Consider the following 20,373-nt stretch of genomic DNA (forward strand, 5'->3'; position numbering starts at 1 on the left):
CTGTGCGGACCGACGCCGCCCTCTGAGCGCAATCCCCGGGTCACAGGCGGGCGACGGACGAGTCGGCCTGTACGCCGGGTTCTGTCCACGGGTGCCTTGCGGCCTCCCGATGGGCGGTCATCCATCTAGGCCTGCCGTTGCCGGCAGGCTCGAGCGGTCTACCCGCAGGCTCGGGCGGGCCGCCCTCGAACGCCTGCGCGGGACGACGGCGAACCGCCGTCCCTTCTTGACCTAGCTCCGGGTGGGGTTTACCGAGCCACACCGGTCACCCGGTGTGCGGTGGTCTCTTACACCGCCGTTTCACCCTTACCAGTGCGAGCACTGGCGGTCTGTTCTCTGTGGCACTGTCCCGCGGGTCGCCCCGGGTCGCTGTTGACGACCACCCTGCCCTGTGGAGCCCGGACGTTCCTCGGCGGCGAGGTCTCCCCCGCCGACGCGACCGCCCAGCCGACTCGTCCGTCGTGCCGGTGAGTCTAGGGGTTCACGGCGACGGCCCGGACACTCGTCGTCCGCCGGGTCCGGCCGGCCGGGACCGCTGCCCCCATGGGGTGAGCACCCCGCCCCCGGGTTCACCGCCGGCCCGCCACGGCCGATCACGACGACATGCAGGCTGCCCTGCGCACCCGGCTGCTGCCCGGCGCGCCCGTGATCACGACAACGATCGTCGTCGTGGCGGCAGCTCTTCTGCTCGCTGCCGGCCAGGGACGGGTCGACGCCGTGTCCGCCACCCCGACCACCGGGCCGTGGCGGCTGCTGCTGATGGGCGCCCTGCACGGCGGCCTGCTCACCGTCCTGTTCTGGCGGGCCCGCCAGGTCGCCCACGAGCGCACGGTGTGGAGCCGGATCGCCGCGGGGGCCGCGATCATCGCCGGCGCCGTGCCGCTGGCCGTCCTGCTGGGCCTGTCGCCGGACACCCGCGACGCGGCCGTCGCGCTCACGCTGTGGGCGCCGGTCGCAGCCTTCCCGCTGGTCTACGGCGGCCTGGTCCGCTGGAACCGGTTCAGCACGAACCTCGCCGACCCCAACGACACCCTCAACGGCGCGTCCGCCGTCCTGGCCGTCGTCGCGCTGGTCACCCTCGTCCTCCAGCTCGACAGCGGCTCCGCGCTGCCGACGTCACCGACGGGGCCGCTGCCGGTGGTCGCCGGCTTCGCGGTCGAGTTCGTCATCCTTGGCACCGTCGCCACCCTCCCCTTCCTGGGGAACATGGGGCGCGATCCCCGCACCTGGCTGGTCCTCGGGTCCTTCGGCGTCTCCTTCGCCGGTGACACGGCCACCCTGGTGTCCGGCGCCCGGCCCGGCACCTGGGCCTGGGTCGTCGAGCCGATCGCGGTGGCCTGCCTCGCCCTCGCCGCCGTCCTGCGGCCGGGTCGCGCCGAGCCCCAGCCGGCCGACCCGACGGCCTCCACCATCGGCGCCTTCGTCGTCATCCTCGCCTCCACCGGCGTCCTCCTCGTGGCCGCCCTGCACGGCGTCGGTGGGCCCACCACCTGGTGCGCGGCGCTGGCCGCGACCGGTTCCGGCGTGCGGCTGCTGGTCAACGTCCGGGAGCTGGCCGTCCTCGCGGTCACCCGCCGGGAGGCGCTGACCGACGAGCTGACCGGTCTGGCCAACCGCCGCGCCATGCTGCGCCGGATGGACGAGCTGGCGGGCGAGGGCACACCGCTGGCCCTGGCGCTCCTCGACCTGGACAAGTTCAAGGACGTCAACGACGCCCTCGGGCACGCCGCCGGTGACCACCTGCTGCGCATGGTGGCCACCCGCCTGGAGACCGTCCTGCGGCCCGGTGACCTGCTGGCCCGCCTGGGCGGCGACGAGTTCGCCGTCCTCGCGCCGCTGGACTCCCCGCTCGGCGACTCCGCCCTCGCACTGGGCCGCCGGCTCCACGACCGGCTGGCCGAGCCGTTCCCCATCGAGGGGATGGTCATCCACTCGGCGGCCAGCGTCGGGCTCACCGTGTCCCCCGGGGGCGAGGGATCGGCGTCACCGACCCAGCTGCTCCGTGAGGCCGACGTCGCCATGTACGACGCCAAGCGCACCGCGTCCGGCCCCGCCCTGTACGACAGCGCCCGGCACGCCGGCAGCAGCGGGAACCTGGCGCTGGTGGCCGACCTGCGGGCGGCCCTGACCGGCGACGAGCTCGTGCTGCACCACCAGCCGCAGCTCGACGTCACCACCGGACGTCCCGTCGGCGTCGAGGCCCTGGTCCGGTGGCAGCACCCCGTCCGCGGGCTGCTCGGTCCCGGCGAGTTCCTCCCGCTGGCCGAGGTGCACGGCCTGATGGGCACCCTGACCGAGGTGGTCCTCGGCCGGGCCGTCGCCCAGGCGGCGGAGTGGCACCGGCGGGGCCTGGACCTGCGGATGTCGGTCAACCTGTCGGCCAGCAACCTGCTGGACGCCGGGCTGCCGGGCCGCGTCGCGGAGCTGCTTGCCGCGCACGGGCTGCCGGCCGAGCGCCTGATCCTCGAGGTGACCGAGAGCGTTCTGCTGACCGATCCCGACCGCAGCATCGCCGTCGTGCGCCGGCTGGCCGACCTCGGCGCGGGCGTCAGCATCGACGACTTCGGCACCGGCTACTCGTCGCTGGCCTACCTCCGCGACCTGCCGGTGGCCGAGCTCAAGCTCGACCGCTCCTTCACCGCCGACCTGCTGACCGACGAGCGCACCGAGGCGATCGTGTCCAGCACCGTGGAGCTCGCCCACCGTCTCGGCCTGCGGGTGGTGGCCGAGGGCGTCGAGCAGCCGGAGACGTTCTCCTACCTCCAGGCGCTCGGCTGCGACCTCAGCCAGGGCTTCCTGCACTCCCGCCCGCTGCCGGCCGAGCAGTTCGAGGAATGGCTCACCCGCTCCCCCGCCGTCGCCCGCTGACCCCCGCCGGCGTCAGCCCCAGAAGAGCCGGAAGCCGACCCGCCGCCGGCCGTCGTCGGTGACGGTCGACATGTCCACCACCTGCCGCGCCTGGTCCTCGACCGGCTCGTCCGACAGCAGCTCCAGGTATCGGCGGTGCTCGACCAGCGACGCGACGGCCGCCTCGACGGCGTCGCTCACGTCGACCTCGTGCGGCGGGTCGACCAGCTCGCTCACCGCGATGTACTGCACGCCGCGCCACGGCTCCTCGGCCAGGTCCGGGAAGATCCACTCGTTCGACGCGTCGGCCACGGCGTCGACGACCGACTGGCCCAGGGCGCGGTGGTCGGCGGAGTTGACGTGGGCCGGGGAGACGCCCGGCGGGGTCCAGGTCGCGCCGAAGTAGCCGGTGACCACCAGTTCCGGGCGGTGCCGCCGGATCGCCCCCGCGAGGTCGCGCCGCAGCTCCGGTCCGGCCACCAGGGTGCCGTCCCGGTGGTCGAGGAACTCCACCTCGGTGACACCGACGACGGCGGCCGAGCGGCGCTCCTCCTCCTCGCGGATCGGGCCGGCCTCGGCCGGTGGCACGCCCGCCATCCCGGCTTCGCCGCGGGTGGCGAGCAGGTAGTGCACCTCCTTGCCGGCGGCGGTCCAGACCGCGACGGCGGCCGCGAGGCCGTACTCGATGTCGTCGGGGTGGGCCGCCACGACCAGGGCGCGCTGCCAGTCGTCGGGCATGGGGGTGGGAGGCATGACCGGAGTCTGCCGCCGATCCCGTCCGCGCAGGAGGTCAGCGCCCGCGGGCCACCCGCAGCGCGGCCGCGATCATCGGCACCTGGAGCGGCAGCCGCGCCGCGGCGATCGCCAGCGGTACCGGCTTGCCACGCACGACCCGGAACATGTGCAGGTGCGCCGGCACGAAGGCCAGCAGCAGGGCGACCGTGCCCCAGCCGCCCGCCCGGCGGGTGGCCGGCGCGGCCAGCAGGGCCGCGGTGCCGATCTCGGCCACCCCGCTGGCCAGCACCCAGGTCCGTGCGTCGCCCAGCTCCGGCGGCACCAGCCACTCGTAGGTGCGCGGCCGCACCAGGTGCAGGACACCGGAGCCGCCCAGGAGCGCCCCCAGCCACGTCGCGTTCGCCGGCTTCCGCATGCGCCCACCGTAGGCCGGGACGGACGGCGTTCCCGCCGCCCGCCCCGGCTGCCACCGACGCGGCCCCGTGAGCGGGCCCGGCTACCAGCTGTAGCGGCCGTCCGGCTTGAGGGTGACCTTGATGCTGTGCCAGCTCCACCCACTGCAGAACCAGCCGATGCTGCCCGTGGCGCAGTTGCGGCTCTGGAACCAGCCGTACACCGTCGCCTGGTTGGCGTACCGCAGCGACGAGGAGATCGGAACCTGCGACGAGTTGGTCGGCCCGGTCGCATTCGCGACCTGCCAGGTCAGGTTCGCGTCGGCACTGCCGGAACCGGTGATGTTGTACACGGTGCCCCCGGACGTCCAGCACCAGCGCACGTTGAGCCGGTAGCTGTAGGTCGTGACGCCCGCACCTCCCCACGTCTGGCGGAAGTAGTCGGACTTGCAGCCCGCGACGGCCGCCGAGGCGGACGGCACGGAGGTGAGCAGCGCGGCGAGGACGAGCGCCATGGTCACGAGGACCCGCACGGCGATGCCACGACGGGCGGCCGGGCGAACCGGAGCGGGGACGGGACGCTCCGGAGTGGTGGTGAGGGACAATTCGACTCCTCGGGGTTCTGGAATGGTGCGCGGAACGTATGGGCGGAGCCACGCTGCGTCAATACGCAACTGCACGGTTCCGCGGGTCCGCCGCTGCACGCTCCGGGCGGACCGTAGGGTGACCCGCCGTGTCCCCGGTCGACCTGCTCGTCGCGGCCGGCGTCGCACTGGTGGCCGGTGTCATCAACTCCATCGCCGGTGGCGGCTCGCTGATCCTCTTCCCCACCCTGGTGGGGCTCGGCCTGCCCACCGTGGCGGCCAACGTGACCAACTCGGTGGCCCAGTGGCCGGGCTACCTCGGCGGCGTCGCCGGCTTCCGGGCCGAGTACGCGGGACAGCGCGGCCGGCTGCTGCGCTTCGGGGCGGTGGCGGTGCTGGGCGGCCTCACCGGCAGCATCCTGCTGCTCACCACGCCGTCGGAGGCCTTCGACGGGATCGTCCCGGTGCTCGTGCTGCTGGCCAGCCTGCTGCTCGCGGTGCAGCCGCTGCTCACCCGGCGGCTCGCCGGCCGGGAGGCGCGACCCGGCGGCGGGGACCCGGTCTGGCTGCACGTCGCGCTGTTCCTCGCCACCGTCTACGGCGGCTACTTCGGCGGCGCGCTCGGGGTGATCCTCGTCGGCGTCCTGGGCATCGGGCTGCATCGGCTGAAGCTCGCCAACGCGCTGAAGTCGGCCCTGTCAGCGGTCACGGCCACCGTCACGCTGGTGGTGTTCGGGCTCTTCGGGCCGATCGACTGGGCGGTGGTCGGCGTCGCGGCACCGGCGAGCCTGGTGGGCGGCTTCGTCGGGGCCCGCATCGCCACGCGGATCCCGGCCACGCCGCTGCGCGGGCTCATCGTGGTCTTCGGCGTGGCCGTCTCGGCCTACCTGTTCGCCCGGGCCTGACCGGCGCGGTGGTCAGCGCAGGTGGGCGGTGTCGTTCACCAGCCGGACGGCGGAGCGCCCGTCGGACGACCACGCGACCGTGCACAGCGACGCCGCCTCCAGGAACACCCGGTGGACGACGTCGGGCCCGGTGCCCAGCCCCGCGGCCAGCAGCAGCTTGATCGGCGTCACGTGGCTGACGACGAGGACGGTCCTCCCCGCGTGACGGGTGAGGATCCGCTGCCGGGCCCGCTCGACCCGGCCGGCGACGTCGGCGATCGACTCGCCGCCGGGTGCGGCGACCGTCACGTCGGTCATGAACCGGCGCACCGCCAGCGGGTGCCGCGACCGCGCCTCGTCGGAGGTGAGCCCCTCCAGCGTGCCGAAGTCCAGCTCCACCAAGTCGTCGTCGAACTCGACCGCCAGGCCCAGCCGCGCCGCGACGGTCTCGGCCGTCTCCCGGGTGCGGCGCAGCGGCGAGGCGACGACGACCTCGATCCCGAGCTGCGCGGCCCGCTCCCCCGCCGCCTCGGCCTCGGCCCGGCCGGTCCGGGACAGGGGCAGCTCGTTGCGGCCGCTGAACCGCCGCTCCGGGGTGTGCTCGGTCTGCCCGTGGCGCAGCAGGTGCGTGACGGTGGTGACCACGGGTGCCGGCTCGGCGGTGGGCTGGACGTCGTCCTCGGCGACGCTTGGCTCAGCGGCGGCGTCCCGGTGGATCGGCCGGCCGTCCATGGCGCTGTTGGCCAGCGCGTCGGCGGCCCCGTTCTGCGCGCGCGGCACCCAGGTGTAGCGGACCTCGCCGAGCTTGCGGGCGATCGCCCGGGCCTGCAGCGCGAGCTGCTGCATGTCCGGGTGCTTGATCTTCCAGCGGCCCGACATCTGCTCGACGACCAGCTTGGAGTCCATCCGGACCTCGACCTCGGCGGAGGCGTCGAGGTCCAGCGCCGCCTGCAGGCCGGCCACCAGGCCGCCGTACTCGGCCACGTTGTTGGTCGCCCGCCCGACCGAGGCCGCGCGCTCGGCGAGCACCCGGCCGGTCCCGGCGTCGCGGACCAGGGCGCCGTACCCGGCCGGTCCGGGGTTGCCGCGCGATCCGCCGTCGGCCTCGACGATGAACCGTCGGGTCACGCAACCCCCTCCAGGGCCGAAGTGGCGATATTGGCCCTGGTCACAGGCCGGACTCGGCGGTGCGCACCAGGATCCGGCCGCAGTTCTCGCACCGGACGACCTCGTGCGGGTCGGTGTTGCGCACGGCGGCGAGCTCGCGCCCGTTCAGCTCGATCCGGCAGCCCTGGCACTGGCGCGCCTTGAGCATCGCCGCCCCGGTGGTGCCGGTCTGCGTGCGGATCCGGTCGTAGAGCGCCAGCAGCGGCGCGGAGATGCCCCCGGCGACGGCGGCCCGGGCCGCCTCGTGCCGGTTGGTGCCGTCGGTGATGTCGGCCAGCGCGTCGTCGCGCAGCTGCTCGGCCCGCTCCAGCGCGGCCCGCGCCTCGTCCCGGCCGGCCTGGGCCTCCCGGAGCGCCGCCTCGGCCGTCTCCAGGCTCTCCATCAGCTCGAGCTCCTGGTCCTCCAGGTCCGACTGGCGGCGGGCCAGGGACTGGAGCTCGTGCTGCAGGTCGGTCATCTGCTTGGCCGAGACGCTGCCGGAATCGAGCAGCTTCTGGTCCTTGGTGGCGCGTGCCCGCACGGTCTCGACGTCGGTCTCCAGCCGCTTGACCTCGCGCTGCAGGTCCCGCGCCGCGGTCTCGGCCCGCACGACGTCGTCGGCCAGCGTGCGCTCGGCCTCGGCGGCCGCCTCGACGGCGACTCCCTCCGGCAGGGTGCGCCGGCGGTGGGCGAGCTGGGTGAGCGCGACGTCCTCCGCGGCCAGGTCCAGGAGCTTCTGCTGCTCGAAATGGTCGGCCTTCACGCGCTCAACCTACCTGCGCCCGGGCTCCCGTCCCCCGGGAGCGGTGCGTGCCGTCGCCCGGGACCTCCGCCTCAGTCGGCGGCGTGCCGGCCGGCACCGGTGCCCTGCCCGGATCCGCAGGTCCAGGGATCGGTGGGCCAGGTGGAGACGGCGACCTCCAGCCGGCCGCCCAGGTCCTCGCGCAGGGTCTCGGCAGCGACCGGGAGCCACGGCCACTCGGAGGCGAAGTGCGCCACGTCGCACAGTGCGGGACCGGGGACTTCGAGGGCCTCGGACACGAGGTGGTGCTTCAGGTCGCTGGTGAGCAGCACGTCGGCCCCGGCCGCCGCCGCCGCACCGAGCAGCGAGCCGCCGCTCCCTCCGCAGACGGCCACCGTGCTCACCACCCGGTCGGGGTCGCCGGCCGCCCGGACGCCACCGACCGTGGCGGGCAGCGCCGCCGCGGCGTGCTCGGCGAAGCGGCGCAGCGGGAGCGGCTCGGCCAGCCGGCCCACCCGGCCGAGGCCCGCCCGCGGGTCGCTGCCCGCCGGCTCCAGGGGTACCGCGTCCAGCAACCCGAGCGCCGCGGCCAGGGCGTCGTTGACCCCGTGGTCCGGCGCACGGTCGGCGTTGGTGTGAGCCACGAACAGCGCGGCGCCGGCCCGGACGAGGCGGTGCACCAGTCGCCCCTTCGGGTCGTCGGCCGGCACGCCGTGCACGGGGGTGAGGAACAGCGGGTGGTGGGTGACGAGGAGGTCGGCGCCGGTCGCCAGCACCTCGTCGACGACGGCGGCGGTGGGGTCGACGGCGAACAGCACCTTCCGCACCGGCTCGTCGCGGTCGCCGCACACCAGCCCGACGGCGTCCCACTCCTCGGCCAGCGCCGGGTCGTAGCGGGCGTCGAGAGCGGCGAGGACCTCACCGAGCAGCACGGTCACGGCTCCGCAGCGTAGGCGCCGCCGACGGCGCGGCCACCGCGACGGAATGACAAGCTCGTCGTCGTGGCGGAGCGGTGGCATCGGGACCGGGGCTTCCGGGCACCCGCGTGGCTCGAGGATCTGCTGCGCACCACCCCGCCACGGGTGCCGTGGCGCGACGTCGTCCGCTTCGGCGTGACCATCCCGGCGCCCCTCGCCCTGGCGATCTGGGTGGGTGGCGGGGTCGAGGCCGGGGCCGTCCTCGGCGCCGGGGTCTTCGGGACCATGGGGGCGCTCGCGGCCTGCCTGGCGCCGCAGCCGGGCCCGCTGCGGGACCGCCTGCGCCGCACCGCCGCCGCCACCGCCTTCGGCACGCTGGGCCTGCTGGCCGGGCAGTACGCCACCGGTGGTGGCTGGGAGCCGGTCCTGGTGATCGCGCTGCTGTCGGCCGCCGCGGCGCTGATCAGCGCGGTCAACGCGGCGCTCTCCCTCGGCGCCCTCCAGCTGCTCGTCTACACCGCCCTGGCCTCGGGGCTGATCACGCCGCTCTCGGCCGCCGAGGAGGTCGGGTTCTTCCTCTGCGGAGCGGCCTTCGCGACGCTCGGCACGCTGGTCCAGATCCGCACCGAGGCGGTCGACCCCGACCGCTCGGCGGTCGCCGCGGTCTTCACGCGCATCGCCGACCTGCTCGGGTCCGCCGGCACCGACGGGGCGCCGGCAGCCCGGCGGGCCCTGACCACGGCGCTGAACGCGGCCTACGACCGGGTCATCCGCAGCCGCAGCCGGTCCTCCGGCCGGACCAGGGAGCTCTCGGAGCTGGCCGGCGTGCTCAACGCCGCGGCGCCGCTGGTGGAGGGCGCCGTGGCCGCCGCCCGCGCCGGGGTGCCGGCCGATCCCCAGGACATCGCCGCGGCGCACGCGCTGGCCGCGGCGGTGGCGGGCAGCCGGCCGTTGGCGGAGGACCGGCCGCCGGCCCTGGAACAGGGACCCCCCGCGGTGCGCGCGGTGCGGCACGGCGTCCGGCTGGCGTGGAACGTCGTCGGCGATCCGGAGGAACGGGCCAGCGCCGCGGCGCTCCCGGCCGTGGAGACGACGCGGGCGCGGCTGCGCGCCGTCGCCGAGCGCACGCTGTCCAGCGCCGACGCCCGCGCCTTCGCCGTCCGGCTGGCGCTGTGCATGTCGGTCGCGGAGGTGGCGCGGCAGTACCTGCCGTTCGAGCGCCCCTACTGGGTGCTGCTGACCGTGGCGATCGTGCTCAAGCCCGACTTCGGATCGGTCTTCACGCGGGCGATCCAGCGGGGCGCGGGCACGCTCCTCGGCGTCCTGCTGGGGTCGGCGCTGCTGGCGGTGCTGCCGCGCAACGGCTGGGTGGTCGTGGCGCTCGCCGCCTCGGCCGCCGTGCTGCCCTGGGCCCGCGACACCAACTTCGGCCTGTTCTCGGTCTTCCAGACGCCGCTGATCATCCTGATGCTCGACCTGGCGCTGCCCGGCGGACCGGGGCTGGTCGGCGCCCGGCTGCTCGACACCCTGGTCGGCTGCGCCATCGTGCTGGTGTTCGGCTACCTGCTGTGGCCGCAGACCTGGCGGGCGCCGCTGGACCAGGCGCTGCGCGACGCCGCCGTGACCTTGGACGAGTTCGTCGACGCCGCCTTCACCGGCAGCCCGGCCGAACGGCGCCGTGCCCGGCGGCGCAACTACCGCGCGCTCACCGAGCTCCAGACGCAGTTGCAGCGCCGCCTGGCCGAACCGCCCCCGATCAGCACCCGCGCCGCCGCCTGGTGGCCGGTCATCGTCCAGCTGGAGCGCACCTCCGACGCCGTCACCGAGGCGGTGATCGCCACCCGCGGCGGGGAGCCGGCACCCGACCTCGCGCAGGTGGCCACGCTGCGCCGGGCGATCCGCAGGCTGGAGGACGACGTCCGGGCCCACCGGGCCCCCGACGACGCGGAGCTGCACGCCGACGGCGTCCTCGCCCCGGTCGCCCGCGAGGTGGACGCGGTCCGCCGGCTGATGCGGGAGTCCGCGCCCTCCTGGCGCGCCCCGCGCTGATCCTCCGGTTGCGCCGCCCGCCGCGGGGCCCTGGGATGGCGCGGTGCCGAGCGATCCGCCCCTGCTGACCCTGCCCCCGCTCGACGTGCCGCCCCCGCCGGGGTCGCGCGTCGTCAGGACCGACGACGGCGTCGACCTGCACGTGGAGTTCGACGGGCCGGATGGGGGCGGTGGGGCGGGTGACGGCCCGCAGGCGCCGCTGACGGTGGTGTTCTGCCACGGGTTCACCGCCCGCCTGGCGGAGTGGGAGCTGCAGCGGCGGGCGCTGCGCGACCGGGCCCGGCTGGTGTTCTGGGACCAGCGCGGGCACGGCCGGTCGGCCGCCACGCCCCTGCCGGACGCCACCATCGACCGCACCGGCCGCGACCTGGCCCAGGTGCTCGACGCCGTCGTGCCCTCCGGCCCGGTCGTGCTGGTCGGCCACTCGATGGGCGGCATGAGCATCATGGCGCTGGCCCGCCGGCGCCCGGAGCTGTTCGGCCCCCGGGTGGTGGGCGCCTTCCTGCTGGCGACCTCCGCCGGCGGCCTGGTGGAGACCGGCATCCTCGGGCGGGCGGTCAAGGTGGTCCGGTGGCTGCGGCTGCTGCCCGTCTACCTCTGGGGCCTGCAGCTGGTGGCCCCGCTGCTCGAGCGGTTCCGGCGTCGCGGCAGCGTCTTCGGCCGCTGGTTCACCCGCCGGCTGCTCTTCGGCACCCGGGCCGACGCCGACCCGACGAGCGTCCGGCTCGTCCAGAACCTGCTGGAGGAGACGCCGTTCCCCGTCACCGCCGCCTTCTACGCGACCTTCCTCGACCACGAGGAGTACGCCGCGCTGCCGGTGCTGAGCCGGATCCCGGTCACCGTCGTCGCCGCCACGCACGACCGGCTCACCCCCGTCGAGCACGGCCGGCGGCTGGCCGCGGGGATCGGCGCGGACGCCGAGCTGGTGGTCGTGCAGGGGGCCGGGCACAGCGTCAACCTCACCCGGACCGACGTGGTGGACCGGGCACTGCTGGAGCTGCTCGACCGGGTGGAGGCCGGACAGCGCCGGGCCGGTTGACCAGCGGAGCAGCGGGGCATGCAGAGTGTGTCCGCCGCCACATGCTCAGGTTGCGCGTACTCCGCGACACACCTAACTTCGGCGGCCAACCGAGACCGTGCGACGGCCCGACCGAGACCAGGTGGGGCGGCTAGGAGCGAGACGTGGATCGCATGAGCGCCCTCGACAGCGGGTTCTACTTCGCGGAGAGCGAGAACACACCCATGCACGTGGGCTCGGTCGCCGTGTTCGAGGGCCCCGCCCCGACCTACGGCGACGTCGTCCGGCTGCTGCTGAGCAAGCTGCCGCGGGTCCCCCGGTACCGGCAGCGCGTGCGCGAGGTGCCGCTGCAGCTGGGCCGCCCGATGTGGGTGGACGACCCCCACTTCCAGATCCTCTACCACGTCCGGCACACCGCGGTGCCCTCGCCGGGCAGTGACGAGCAGCTGCGCAACCTGGCCGGCCGGGTGCTCGGCCAGCGTCTCGACATGGCCAAGCCGCTGTGGGAGCTGTGGCTGGTGGAGGGCCTCGCCGAGGGCCGCTGGGCGATCATCTCCAAGGTCCACCACTGCATGGTCGACGGCGTCGCCGGCACCGACCTCATGCAGCTGATGTTCGACCTCTCCCCCGACGCCGAGCACGACGAGCCGCGGGACTGGACACCCCGCCGCGACCCCTCCGGCGTCGCGCTCGTGGCCGGCGCGGTCACCGAGGCGGTGACCCAGCCGCTGCGCACGCTGACCAGCCTGCCCACCGTGGGCAGCGCCGTCCGCACCGCCAAGAGCGTGGCCGACTCCGGCCGCACGCTGGCCCAGACCATCCCCTCGCTGGCCAAGCAGGCCGCGACGCCCACCGCCCGCTCGCTCAACGGGCCCATCGGCCCCCACCGGCGCTGGGCGTGGACCGCCGGCAACTTCGACGAGTTCAAGGAGGTCCGCACCGCGCTGGGCGGCACCGTCAACGACGTCGTGCTGGCCGCCATCACCAAGGGCTTCCGCGACCTGCTCAAGGGCCGCGGCGAGCTCTCCTCGGAGAACCTGGTGGTCCGCTCGATGGTGCCGGTGTCGGTCCGGTCGGAGAACCAGAAGGGCAGCCTGGACAACCGGGTCTCGGCGGTGTTCGTCGACCTCCCCGTGGGCGATCCGGACCCGGTGTCCCGTCTGCGGACCGTCCGCGGCCAGATGGACGAGTACAAGAAGGCGATGCAGGCCGTCGACGTCCCGTCGATCATCTCGATGGGTGACTTCGTGGCGCCCTCACTGCTCTCCCTCGGCGTCCGGGCCGCGGTGCAGGCCGGCCAGATGTGGTGCCAGGCGGTCACCACGAACGTGCCGGGCCCGCGGGTGCCGCTCTACGTGCTCGGCCGGCGGATGTCCACCGCCCACGCGTACGTGCCCATCGCCGGTGGCACCCGGTGCTCGATCGGGATCTTCAGCTACCTGAAGACGATGACCTTCGGCATCAACGCCGACTTCGACGCCTTCCCCGACGTGGACGTGCTCTCCGGCGGCATCCGGTCGGGCATCGAGGAGCTGCTGGAGTACGCGCGGGCGGAGAAGGCGACCCCCGAGGTCACGCAGCCGGCGGGCGCGAAGCCCGCGGCGCGGGCAGCCGCCCGGTGAGCCCGGGCAGGCAGCGGGCCGGCGGCGCGGCGGGCAGGCGGGGAAGGTCGGGCGACGCGAAGAAGCTGACGGTGGCCGTCACCGGGCCGACCGGCACCTTCGGGGCCGGCCTGGTGCCGCTGCTCCAGGACGACGACCGGATCGGGCGGGTCATCGGCATCGCCCGGCGACCCTTCGACCCGGCCGAGCGCGGCTGGACGAAGATGCATTACCGCCAGGGCGACGTGCGCGACCCCGAGACGCTGCGGGAGGCCTTCGAGGGCGCCGACGTCGTGGTGCACCTGGCCTTCCTGATCACCGGCAACGCCTCCCGCGAGACGACCCGCGCGATCAACGTCGACGGCACGCTGAACGTCTTCCGGGCGGCGGCGGCCGTGGGCGCGAAGCGTTTCGTCTACTCCTCGTCGGTCGCGGCGTACGGCTTCCACCGCGACAACCCCGACCGGATCAGCGAGGAGTGGCCGGTCCGCCCGGCGGCCCGGTTGTTCTACGCCCAGGAGAAGGCCGAGCTCGAGCACCTGCTGGCGGACGAATCCGCCGCCGCGCCCGAGCTGGACCTGTACCTGCTGCGTCCGCCGGTGGTGCTGGGGCCGCACGCGATCGGCGCCAAGGACGTGCTCCCCGGGCCGCTGGCCCCGCTGGGCCGCAAGCTCTTCGGCCGCCCGCGGCGGCTGCCGGTCCCGGTCCCCCTGCTGGTGCCCACGCACCCGCTGCAGTTCGTCCACCAGGACGACGTCGGCCAGGCACTGCTGCTGTGCGTGGTCGGGGCAGGCCCGGCCGGGGCATACAACATCGCCGGCGACGGGGTCCTGACCGCCGCGGACGTGGCCCGGGAGTTCGGCGCCATCCCGATCCCGCTGCCGGCCGCGCCGGCCCAGGCGGCCGCCCGCGCGGTCTCCCGGCTGCCGTTCCTGCCGCCGGTCGCCGAGTGGATCGAGGCGGCCAGCCGGCCGGCGATCATGGACACCACCCGGGCCCGCGAGGAGCTCGGCTGGCAGCCGCGCTACACCGGGCTGGAGGCGCTGCGCGACACCCTGCGCGAGGACCGCTGAGGGCGGGCGGCGCCGGTACCCCGTTCGGGGTCCGGCGCCGTCGCCGGCTCAGGCCTGCGAGCCGGTGAGCGCCTCCTGCCGCATCCAGCCGAGCACCTCACCGGCGACCCGGTCGGGCTCCTGCAGCTGCGGGACGTGCCCCACGCCGGACATCTCGACGTACCGCCAGGCCGGGTGCCGGCGGGCGATGTCCCTGGCCGCGGCCACCGGCACCAGCCGGTCGCGCTCGCCGTGGACGAGCAGCACGGGCGCCCCGATCGACGCCATCGCCGAGCGGTAGCGCCGCGGGTCGGCGAGCACCTTCAGCAGCGAGCGGGCCGCGGCGAGGAAGGCGCGGTCCATGCCCTCGACGTCCTTGCGCTCCTCGAGCAGGCCGACCGACCGGTCGATGACCTGCGAGGGCACCTGGTCGGGATCCACCCCGCACAGCTGCAGCATCTCCCGGACCCGGGCGAGCGCGGACTGGCGCTGGCGGCGCCACCCCAGGAACCGCTCGCCGACGAACGGGAGCGCGTAGAGGGCGAACGTGATCGCCACGAGCGGGTCCAGCGCCCGCCGCGGGCCGGGCACCGCCGGGTCCAGCAGCACCAGGCCGCGCACGGCCGCGGGGTGCTCCCCGGTCTCCAGGATCGAGATCATCCCGCCCATGGAGTTGCCGACCAGCACCGCGGGCTCGCCCACCACCTCGGTGAGGAAGCGGTGCAGGACGGCCACGTTCGCCGAGACGCTGGCCGTGCGGCCGCCGGGCTCGCTGCGCCCGAAGCCCGGCAGGTCGAGGGCAAACAGGCGGGCGTGCTCCCGGACGAGCGGGGCGAAGAGGTCCCAGTTGAGGTGCGAGCCGCCCAGGCCGTGCACCAGGACCAGCACCGGGCCGTCCGCCGGCCCGCCGAAGTCCACGTAGTGCACCGGACCGCCGAGGTCGACAGTGCGGCTGTCCCCCGGCATACCGTTCCCGCCCATTCGCGCTCCCCTCGCCGTTCCGGAGCCCGTACCGTGGCACGTCCTGCCAGGCGCCGCAGTGGCCGGGGGCCCCCGCAACCACGCGGAACGCCGACGTCCGATATGGCGTAGGCCACAATTCGGCAACATCTGCCCGCGTGGTTGTCTATCGCAAGTGTGAGCCAGGCCCCATCTTGGTACAGCCCTTCCACGAACGAACGGCAGCCAGGAGGACGACGTGGCACGACAGCAGGGCGACGGCCCGGCACTCCCGCTCTACCTCACCGAGCCCGGGCGGGCGGTCGCCGACTACGGCCTCTACCTGGCTGCGCGGCCGCTCGCGACCCGGCTGCCCAAGGGTGACGGCCACCCCGTGCTCGTCCTCCCCGGCCTGCTCGCCGACGACAACTCCACCCGCGTCCTCCGTGCGACGCTCCGGCGGCTCGGCTACCGGGTGCACGGCTGGGGGCTGGGCCGCAACATCGGCCCGACCGCCCTCTGCGTCAACGGCCTGCGCGACAAGCTGGACTACCTCCACGGCCGCTACCGCCGTGAGGTGACCGTCATCGGCTGGAGCCTGGGCGGCATCTTCGCCCGCGACCTCGCCCGGCAGCGCCCCGACCAGGTGCGCCAGGTGATCACCCTCGGCAGCCCGTTCCGCATCGAGCGGCACAGCCAGACCCGGGCCGGCAAGGCGTTCGACCGCTTCGCCCACCTGCACGTGGAGCAGCGTCAGTACCCGCTGGAGTCCGAGGGCTGCCCGCTCCCCGTGCCGGCCACCTCGATCTACTCGCACTTCGACGGCATCGTGCACTGGCAGACCTGCCTCAACGTGCCCGGCGAGCGCTGCGAGAACATCGCCGTGACGGCCAGCCACCTGGGCATCGGCCACCACCCGGCGGCCATCTGGGCGGTCGCCGACCGGCTCGCCCAGCCCGAGGGGAGCTGGCAGCCGTTCAAGGCCCCGGCGTTCCTGCGCCCGGCCTTCCCGAAGCCCGCGACGCCCGCGGCCCCCGGCCCGGTCGACATCTCCGCCGCATCCGCCGCCTGAGGAAGGACCCTCCTCCTCCCCACCGCTCGCAAGCTCGCGGCGGGCCCCTGGAGGAGGGCCGTTCCAGTACGTCACGGGGTGGGCGCGGAGGGGTTCGAACCCCCGACCACTCGCTTGTAAGGCGAGCGCTCTACCGCTGAGCTACGCGCCCCGCGGGCCCAGGGTAGGTGCCCCGGGCCCTGTGGTCGGCCCGCCTCAGGCCGCGAGCTTCGCGACGGCGTCCTTCCAGCCGGACTGCTCGCGCGCGTCACCGGGCCCGTTCACCTCGGTGAAGGCGACGGCACCCTCGGCGTCGACGAGGAAGGTGCCGCGGACGGCCATGCCGGCCTTGTCGTTGAACACGCCGTAGGCCTTCGCGACCTCACCGTGCGGCCAGAAGTCCGACAGCAGCGGGAAGTCGAAGCCCTCCTGCTCCTTGAAGGCCTTGAGGCTGAACACCGGGTCGGTGCTGATGGCCAGCACCGTGACGCCGGCGTCGGTGTAGGCGGCCAGCTCGTCGCGCAGCTGGCACAGCTCACCGGTGCAGATGCCGGAGAAGGCGAACGGGTAGAAGACCAGCAGCACGGGCGTGCCCCGCAGCTCGGTGAGGGACACGACCTGCTTGTCCTGGTCGCGAAGGCTGAACTCGGGGGCGCGATCGCCGACGGAGAGGCTCATGACGGCGATCGTGCCGCACCGGCGGAGCGCGCCGGTGAGCGGGTCAACGGCGGCTGCGCGCGGCCTTCGGCGTGACCAGGCGGATGCCCGACCAGTCCTTGGCCGCGGAGACGCTGCTGGTCTGCGAGAGCCCCGCGGTGGGCGCCACCTCGGTGACGTCGCCGGGCTCCACGTGACCCGGCCGGCCCGTCTTGGGCACGAGCAGCCACACCACACCCTCGTCGGCCAGCGAGGTCAGCGCGTCGGTGAGGGCGTCGAACAGGTCGCCGTCGTCCTCCCGCCACCAGAGGATCACGACGTCGGCCACCTCGTCGGTGTCCTCGTCGACCATCTCGCTGCCGGAGGCCCCGATGATGGAGTCGCGCAGGTCCTCGTCGGCGTCCTCGCTCCAGCCGAGCTCCTGCACGACCATGCCCGGCTTGATGCCCAGCCGGGCCGCCATGCCGGCGCTGTCGACGCTCATCCCTGCTGTTCCTCCATGCGTGCCGCTCCTGCTGATGATCCGGTGTGGTGTGGATGGTGCCCTGTCGGGACGGTGACCGCGCGGGGACGGGTCACGGGACGACCGTGCCGACGACGCGGAGGCGATGTGCGCCGAGCGACCGGGAGCCGTCGGAGGAGGACAGGACCAGCGCGAGGACCACCCGCACCCCGGTCATGTCACCCCTCTCGCTGCGCCGACGCGTTCGCCTCCCGGCGGTCGCCCGCCCGGGGGCGGTGCCGCTACGGAAGGCACCGCAGGTCGGAAGCGTAGGCCATGACGGGCACGGCGCAAGCCTGCACGCACGGGGCTCACCGTCCCGGGGCCGGTCCGGAGCGACACGACGACACCGAAGATCGGGACGAGACGTGACGGCGACTACTCCGGCGGTGGACGATGGGGGCATGAGCGCACCGCAGCAGACGGACGGCGACCCCGCCCGCGACACAGGCCAGCCCCGCCCGGTCATCACCAGTGGGTTGCCGAGCCAGCTGATCGACACCGACCCCGACGAGACCCAGGAGTGGGTCGACTCGCTCGACGCCGTCATCGACCACGCGGGCCGCAACCGCGCTCGGTACCTGATGCTGCGGATGCTCGAGCGCAGCCGCGAGCAGCAGGTCGGCGTCCCGTCGCTGCGCAGCACCGACTACATCAACACGATCGCGCCGGAGCGCGAGCCGTACTTCCCCGGCGACGAGCACATCGAGCGCCGGATCCGCGCCTACATCCGCTGGAACGCCGCGATCATGGTCCACCGCGCCCAGCGGCCCGGGATCGGCGTCGGCGGGCACATCTCCTCCTACGCGTCGTCGGCGTCGCTGTACGAGGTGGGCTTCAACCACTTCTTCCGCGGCAAGGACCACCCCGGCGGCGGTGACCAGATCTGGTTCCAGGGCCACGCCTCCCCCGGCATCTACGCCCGCGCGTTCCTCGAGGGCCGGCTGACCGAGCAGCAGCTCGACGGCTTCCGGCAGGAGGTCAGCCACCCCGGCGGCGGCCTGTCCTCCTACCCCCACCCCCGGCTCATGCCGGACTTCTGGGAGTTCCCCACCGTCTCGATGGGCCTGGGCCCGCTGAACGCGATCTACCAGGCCCGGTTCAACCGGTACCTGCACGACCGCGGCATCAAGGACACCTCCGACCAGCACGTCTGGGCGTTCCTCGGCGACGGCGAGATGGACGAGCCCGAGTCGCTGGGCGCCATCGGCCTGGCCGCCCGCGAGGAGCTCGACAACCTCACCTTCGTCATCAACTGCAACCTGCAGCGCCTCGACGGCCCGGTGCGCGGCAACGGCAAGGTCATCCAGGAGCTGGAGTCGTTCTTCCGCGGCGCCGGCTGGAACGTCATCAAGGTGATCTGGGGCCGCGGCTGGGACAAGCTGCTGGCCGCCGACCGCGACGGCGCGCTGGTCCACCTGATGAACTCCACGCCCGACGGCGACTACCAGACCTACAAGGCCGAGGACGGCGCCTTCGTCCGCGAGCACTTCTTCGGCCGCGACCCGCGCACCCGCAAGCTCGTGGAGCACATGAGCGACAAGGAGGTGTGGGACCTCGCCCGCGGTGGCCACGACTACCGCAAGGTCTACGCCGCCTACAAGGCCGCCATGGACCACAAGGGCCAGCCCACGGTCATCCTCGCCAAGACCATCAAGGGCTGGACGCTGGGCAGCCACTTCGAGGGCCGCAACTCCACCCACCAGATGAAGAAGCTGACCGCCGAGGACCTCGCCGGTTTCCGCGACCGGCTCTACCTGGACATCCCCGACTCGGCGCTCGACAAGACCCTGCCGCCGTACTACAAGCCCGACCCGGACTCCGACGAGATGAAGTACATGCTCGAGCGGCGCCGGCAGCTGGGTGGGGCGGTACCCCGGCGCCGGTCGGAGGCCAAGGCGCTCAAGGCGCCCGACGACAAGGCGCTCGAGGTGCTGCGCCGCGGCTCCGGCAAGCAGGAGGTGGCGACGACGATGGCGTTCGTCCGCCTGCTCAAGGAGCTGCTCAAGGACAAGGAGCTCGGCCCGCGGTTCGTGCCGATCATCCCGGACGAGGCCCGCACCTTCGGCCTGGACTCGCTCTTCTCCAGCCACAAGATCTACAACCCGGCTGGCCAGCGCTACACGTCGGTCGACCGCGAGCTCATGCTGGCCTACAAGGAGTCCGAGCAGGGCGTGATCCTGCACGAGGGCATCAACGAGGCCGGCTCCACGGCGTCGTTCACCGCCGTCGGCAGCTCGTACGCCACGCACGGCGAGCCGATGATCCCGATCTACATCTTCTACTCGATGTTCGGGTTCCAGCGGACCGGCGACGGCTTCTGGGCGGCCGCCGACCAGATGACCCGCGGCTTCATCCTCGGCGCCACCGCGGGCCGGACGACGCTCAACGGCGAGGGCCTCCAGCACGAGGACGGGCACTCGCTCCTGCTCGCCCACACCAACCCGGCGGTGGTCTCCTACGACCCGGCCTTCTCCTACGAGGTCGCCCACATCACCCGCGACGCCCTCGTCCGGATGTACGGCGACGACCCGGGCGCCCCGCTGGGCGGCCACCGGTCGGCGGACGTCATGTACTACCTGACGGTCTACAACGAGCCCTTCGTGCAGCCGGCCGAGCCGGAGGACCTGGACGTGCCGGGTCTGCTGGCCGGCATGTACCGCTACGCCGAGGGACCGCAGCTCGACGGGCACAAGGCGCAGATCCTGGCCTCCGGCGTCGCCGTGCCGTGGGCGCTGCGGGCCCAGGAGCTCCTGGCGCAGGACTGGGGCGTCTCGGCCGACGTGTGGTCGGTGACGTCGTGGGGTGAGCTGCGCCGGCAGGCCGACGAGGTCGCCGAGCACAATCTGCTGCACCCGGAGGAGGACCCGCAGGTCCCGTTCGTGACGGCGAAGCTGCAGGACGCCGAGGGGCCGGTCGTCGCGGTGTCGGACTGGATGCGTTCGGTCCCCGACCTGATCGCGCCCTACGTCCCGGGCGGGATGTCCACGCTGGGCACCGACGGGTTCGGTCTCTCCGACACCCGCCCGGCGCTGCGCCGGCACTTCCACGTCGACGCCGAGTCGATCGTGGTGCGGGTGCTCGCCTCCCTGGCCGACAAGGGGCAGGTCGACCGCGCGACCGTCCGCCAGGCGGTGGAGAAGTACCAGGTGCGCGACGTGCAGGCCGCGCCCGCGGAGGAGCGCTCGGACCCCAGCCCGGCAACGTGACGGGTCGGCCCGCCTCCTCGTCCGGGGAGGCGGGTCGAGCCGCTCGGA

The 20,373-nt window shown here is 74.2% G+C and carries 17 protein-coding genes, 1 tRNA gene and 1 other RNA gene; 8 read left to right on the forward strand and 11 right to left on the reverse strand.

The window, feature by feature from the left end; all coding sequences use genetic code 11:
• Positions 1-54: 54 nt before the first annotated feature.
• Positions 55-455, reverse strand: an RNA gene (gene rnpB, locus GCU60_RS02475) — RNase P RNA component class A.
• Positions 456-603: 148 nt separating this feature from the next.
• On the opposite strand from rnpB, the gene GCU60_RS02480 reads away from it, so the two are divergent.
• Positions 604-2,868, forward strand: a complete 2,265-nt coding sequence (locus tag GCU60_RS02480) for a putative bifunctional diguanylate cyclase/phosphodiesterase (RefSeq protein ID WP_163202027.1) — start codon at positions 604-606, stop codon at positions 2,866-2,868.
• 12 nt (positions 2,869-2,880) lie between these two features.
• Here the strand turns inward: GCU60_RS02480 and GCU60_RS02485 are convergent, their stop codons facing one another.
• The 3 genes from GCU60_RS02485 to GCU60_RS02495 all read right to left on the reverse strand — a co-directional run bounded on the left by GCU60_RS02485 (position 2,881) and on the right by GCU60_RS02495 (position 4,579).
• Positions 2,881-3,600: a PIG-L deacetylase family protein gene (locus tag GCU60_RS02485; RefSeq protein WP_163202028.1), complete on the reverse strand. Its 720-nt coding sequence runs from the start codon at positions 3,598-3,600 to the stop codon at positions 2,881-2,883.
• Positions 3,601-3,637: 37 nt separating this feature from the next.
• Positions 3,638-3,997, reverse strand: a complete 360-nt coding sequence (locus GCU60_RS02490) for a DoxX family protein (protein ID WP_163202029.1) — start codon at positions 3,995-3,997, stop codon at positions 3,638-3,640.
• 81 nt (positions 3,998-4,078) lie between these two features.
• On the reverse strand, positions 4,079-4,579 hold the full coding sequence (locus tag GCU60_RS02495; RefSeq protein ID WP_163202030.1) for a hypothetical protein: 501 nt from the start codon (positions 4,577-4,579) through the stop codon (positions 4,079-4,081).
• Between the two features lie 128 nt (positions 4,580-4,707).
• On the opposite strand from GCU60_RS02495, the gene GCU60_RS02500 reads away from it, so the two are divergent.
• On the forward strand, positions 4,708-5,463 hold the full coding sequence (locus GCU60_RS02500) for a TSUP family transporter (protein ID WP_163202031.1): 756 nt from the start codon (positions 4,708-4,710) through the stop codon (positions 5,461-5,463).
• Positions 5,464-5,475: 12 nt separating this feature from the next.
• Here GCU60_RS02500 and GCU60_RS02505 read toward each other — a convergent pair whose 3' ends face one another.
• From GCU60_RS02505 to GCU60_RS02515, 3 genes are all read right to left on the reverse strand, one after another.
• Positions 5,476-6,570 carry a bifunctional RNase H/acid phosphatase gene (locus GCU60_RS02505; protein WP_163202032.1) on the reverse strand — a complete coding sequence of 365 codons (1,095 nt, stop codon included), beginning with the start codon at positions 6,568-6,570 and terminating at the stop codon, positions 5,476-5,478.
• Positions 6,571-6,610: 40 nt separating this feature from the next.
• Positions 6,611-7,351: a DUF7581 domain-containing protein gene (locus tag GCU60_RS02510; RefSeq protein ID WP_163202033.1), complete on the reverse strand. Its 741-nt coding sequence runs from the start codon at positions 7,349-7,351 to the stop codon at positions 6,611-6,613.
• A 71-nt stretch (positions 7,352-7,422) separates the two neighbouring features.
• Positions 7,423-8,268, reverse strand: coding sequence for a Nif3-like dinuclear metal center hexameric protein (locus tag GCU60_RS02515; RefSeq protein ID WP_163202034.1), 846 nt, complete (start codon positions 8,266-8,268; stop codon positions 7,423-7,425).
• A gap of 63 nt (positions 8,269-8,331) precedes the next feature.
• Between GCU60_RS02515 and GCU60_RS02520 the strand changes: the two genes are divergently transcribed.
• The 4 genes from GCU60_RS02520 to GCU60_RS02535 all read left to right on the forward strand — a co-directional run bounded on the left by GCU60_RS02520 (position 8,332) and on the right by GCU60_RS02535 (position 13,988).
• Positions 8,332-10,296, forward strand: a complete 1,965-nt coding sequence (locus GCU60_RS02520) for an FUSC family protein (protein WP_163202035.1) — start codon at positions 8,332-8,334, stop codon at positions 10,294-10,296.
• Positions 10,297-10,339: 43 nt separating this feature from the next.
• Positions 10,340-11,335, forward strand: a complete 996-nt coding sequence (locus GCU60_RS02525; protein ID WP_345770341.1) for an alpha/beta fold hydrolase — start codon at positions 10,340-10,342, stop codon at positions 11,333-11,335.
• Positions 11,336-11,487: 152 nt separating this feature from the next.
• Positions 11,488-12,936: a WS/DGAT/MGAT family O-acyltransferase gene (locus GCU60_RS02530; protein WP_204261227.1), complete on the forward strand. Its 1,449-nt coding sequence runs from the start codon at positions 11,488-11,490 to the stop codon at positions 12,934-12,936.
• A 71-nt stretch (positions 12,937-13,007) separates the two neighbouring features.
• Positions 13,008-13,988, forward strand: a complete 981-nt coding sequence (locus GCU60_RS02535; RefSeq protein ID WP_345770342.1) for an NAD-dependent epimerase/dehydratase family protein — start codon at positions 13,008-13,010, stop codon at positions 13,986-13,988.
• Positions 13,989-14,036: 48 nt separating this feature from the next.
• On the opposite strand, the gene GCU60_RS02540 is transcribed toward GCU60_RS02535, so the two are convergent.
• Positions 14,037-14,948, reverse strand: coding sequence for an alpha/beta fold hydrolase (locus tag GCU60_RS02540; RefSeq protein WP_163202037.1), 912 nt, complete (start codon positions 14,946-14,948; stop codon positions 14,037-14,039).
• Between the two features lie 217 nt (positions 14,949-15,165).
• On the opposite strand from GCU60_RS02540, the gene GCU60_RS02545 reads away from it, so the two are divergent.
• A complete protein-coding gene (locus GCU60_RS02545) occupies positions 15,166-15,978 on the forward strand; it encodes an esterase/lipase family protein (protein ID WP_163202038.1) in 813 nt (270 codons plus the stop codon).
• Between the two features lie 79 nt (positions 15,979-16,057).
• Here the strand turns inward: GCU60_RS02545 and GCU60_RS02550 are convergent.
• From GCU60_RS02550 to GCU60_RS02560, 3 genes are all read right to left on the reverse strand, one after another.
• Positions 16,058-16,129 (reverse strand) — tRNA-Val (locus tag GCU60_RS02550).
• Positions 16,130-16,173: 44 nt separating this feature from the next.
• On the reverse strand, positions 16,174-16,635 hold the full coding sequence (locus GCU60_RS02555) for a peroxiredoxin (protein ID WP_163202039.1): 462 nt from the start codon (positions 16,633-16,635) through the stop codon (positions 16,174-16,176).
• Between the two features lie 43 nt (positions 16,636-16,678).
• On the reverse strand, positions 16,679-17,098 hold the full coding sequence (locus tag GCU60_RS02560) for a DUF3052 domain-containing protein (protein ID WP_163202040.1): 420 nt from the start codon (positions 17,096-17,098) through the stop codon (positions 16,679-16,681).
• 422 nt (positions 17,099-17,520) lie between these two features.
• Here GCU60_RS02560 and aceE point away from each other — a divergent pair, with 422 nt between their 5' ends.
• Positions 17,521-20,325 (forward strand): pyruvate dehydrogenase (acetyl-transferring), homodimeric type, encoded by a 2,805-nt coding sequence (gene aceE, locus GCU60_RS02565; protein ID WP_163202041.1) that lies wholly within the window; start codon positions 17,521-17,523, stop codon positions 20,323-20,325.
• Positions 20,326-20,373: the final 48 nt, after the last annotated feature.

Source organism: Blastococcus saxobsidens (genome assembly GCF_010682065.1).
Classification (GTDB): Bacteria; Actinomycetota; Actinomycetes; order Mycobacteriales; family Geodermatophilaceae; genus Blastococcus; species Blastococcus saxobsidens_B.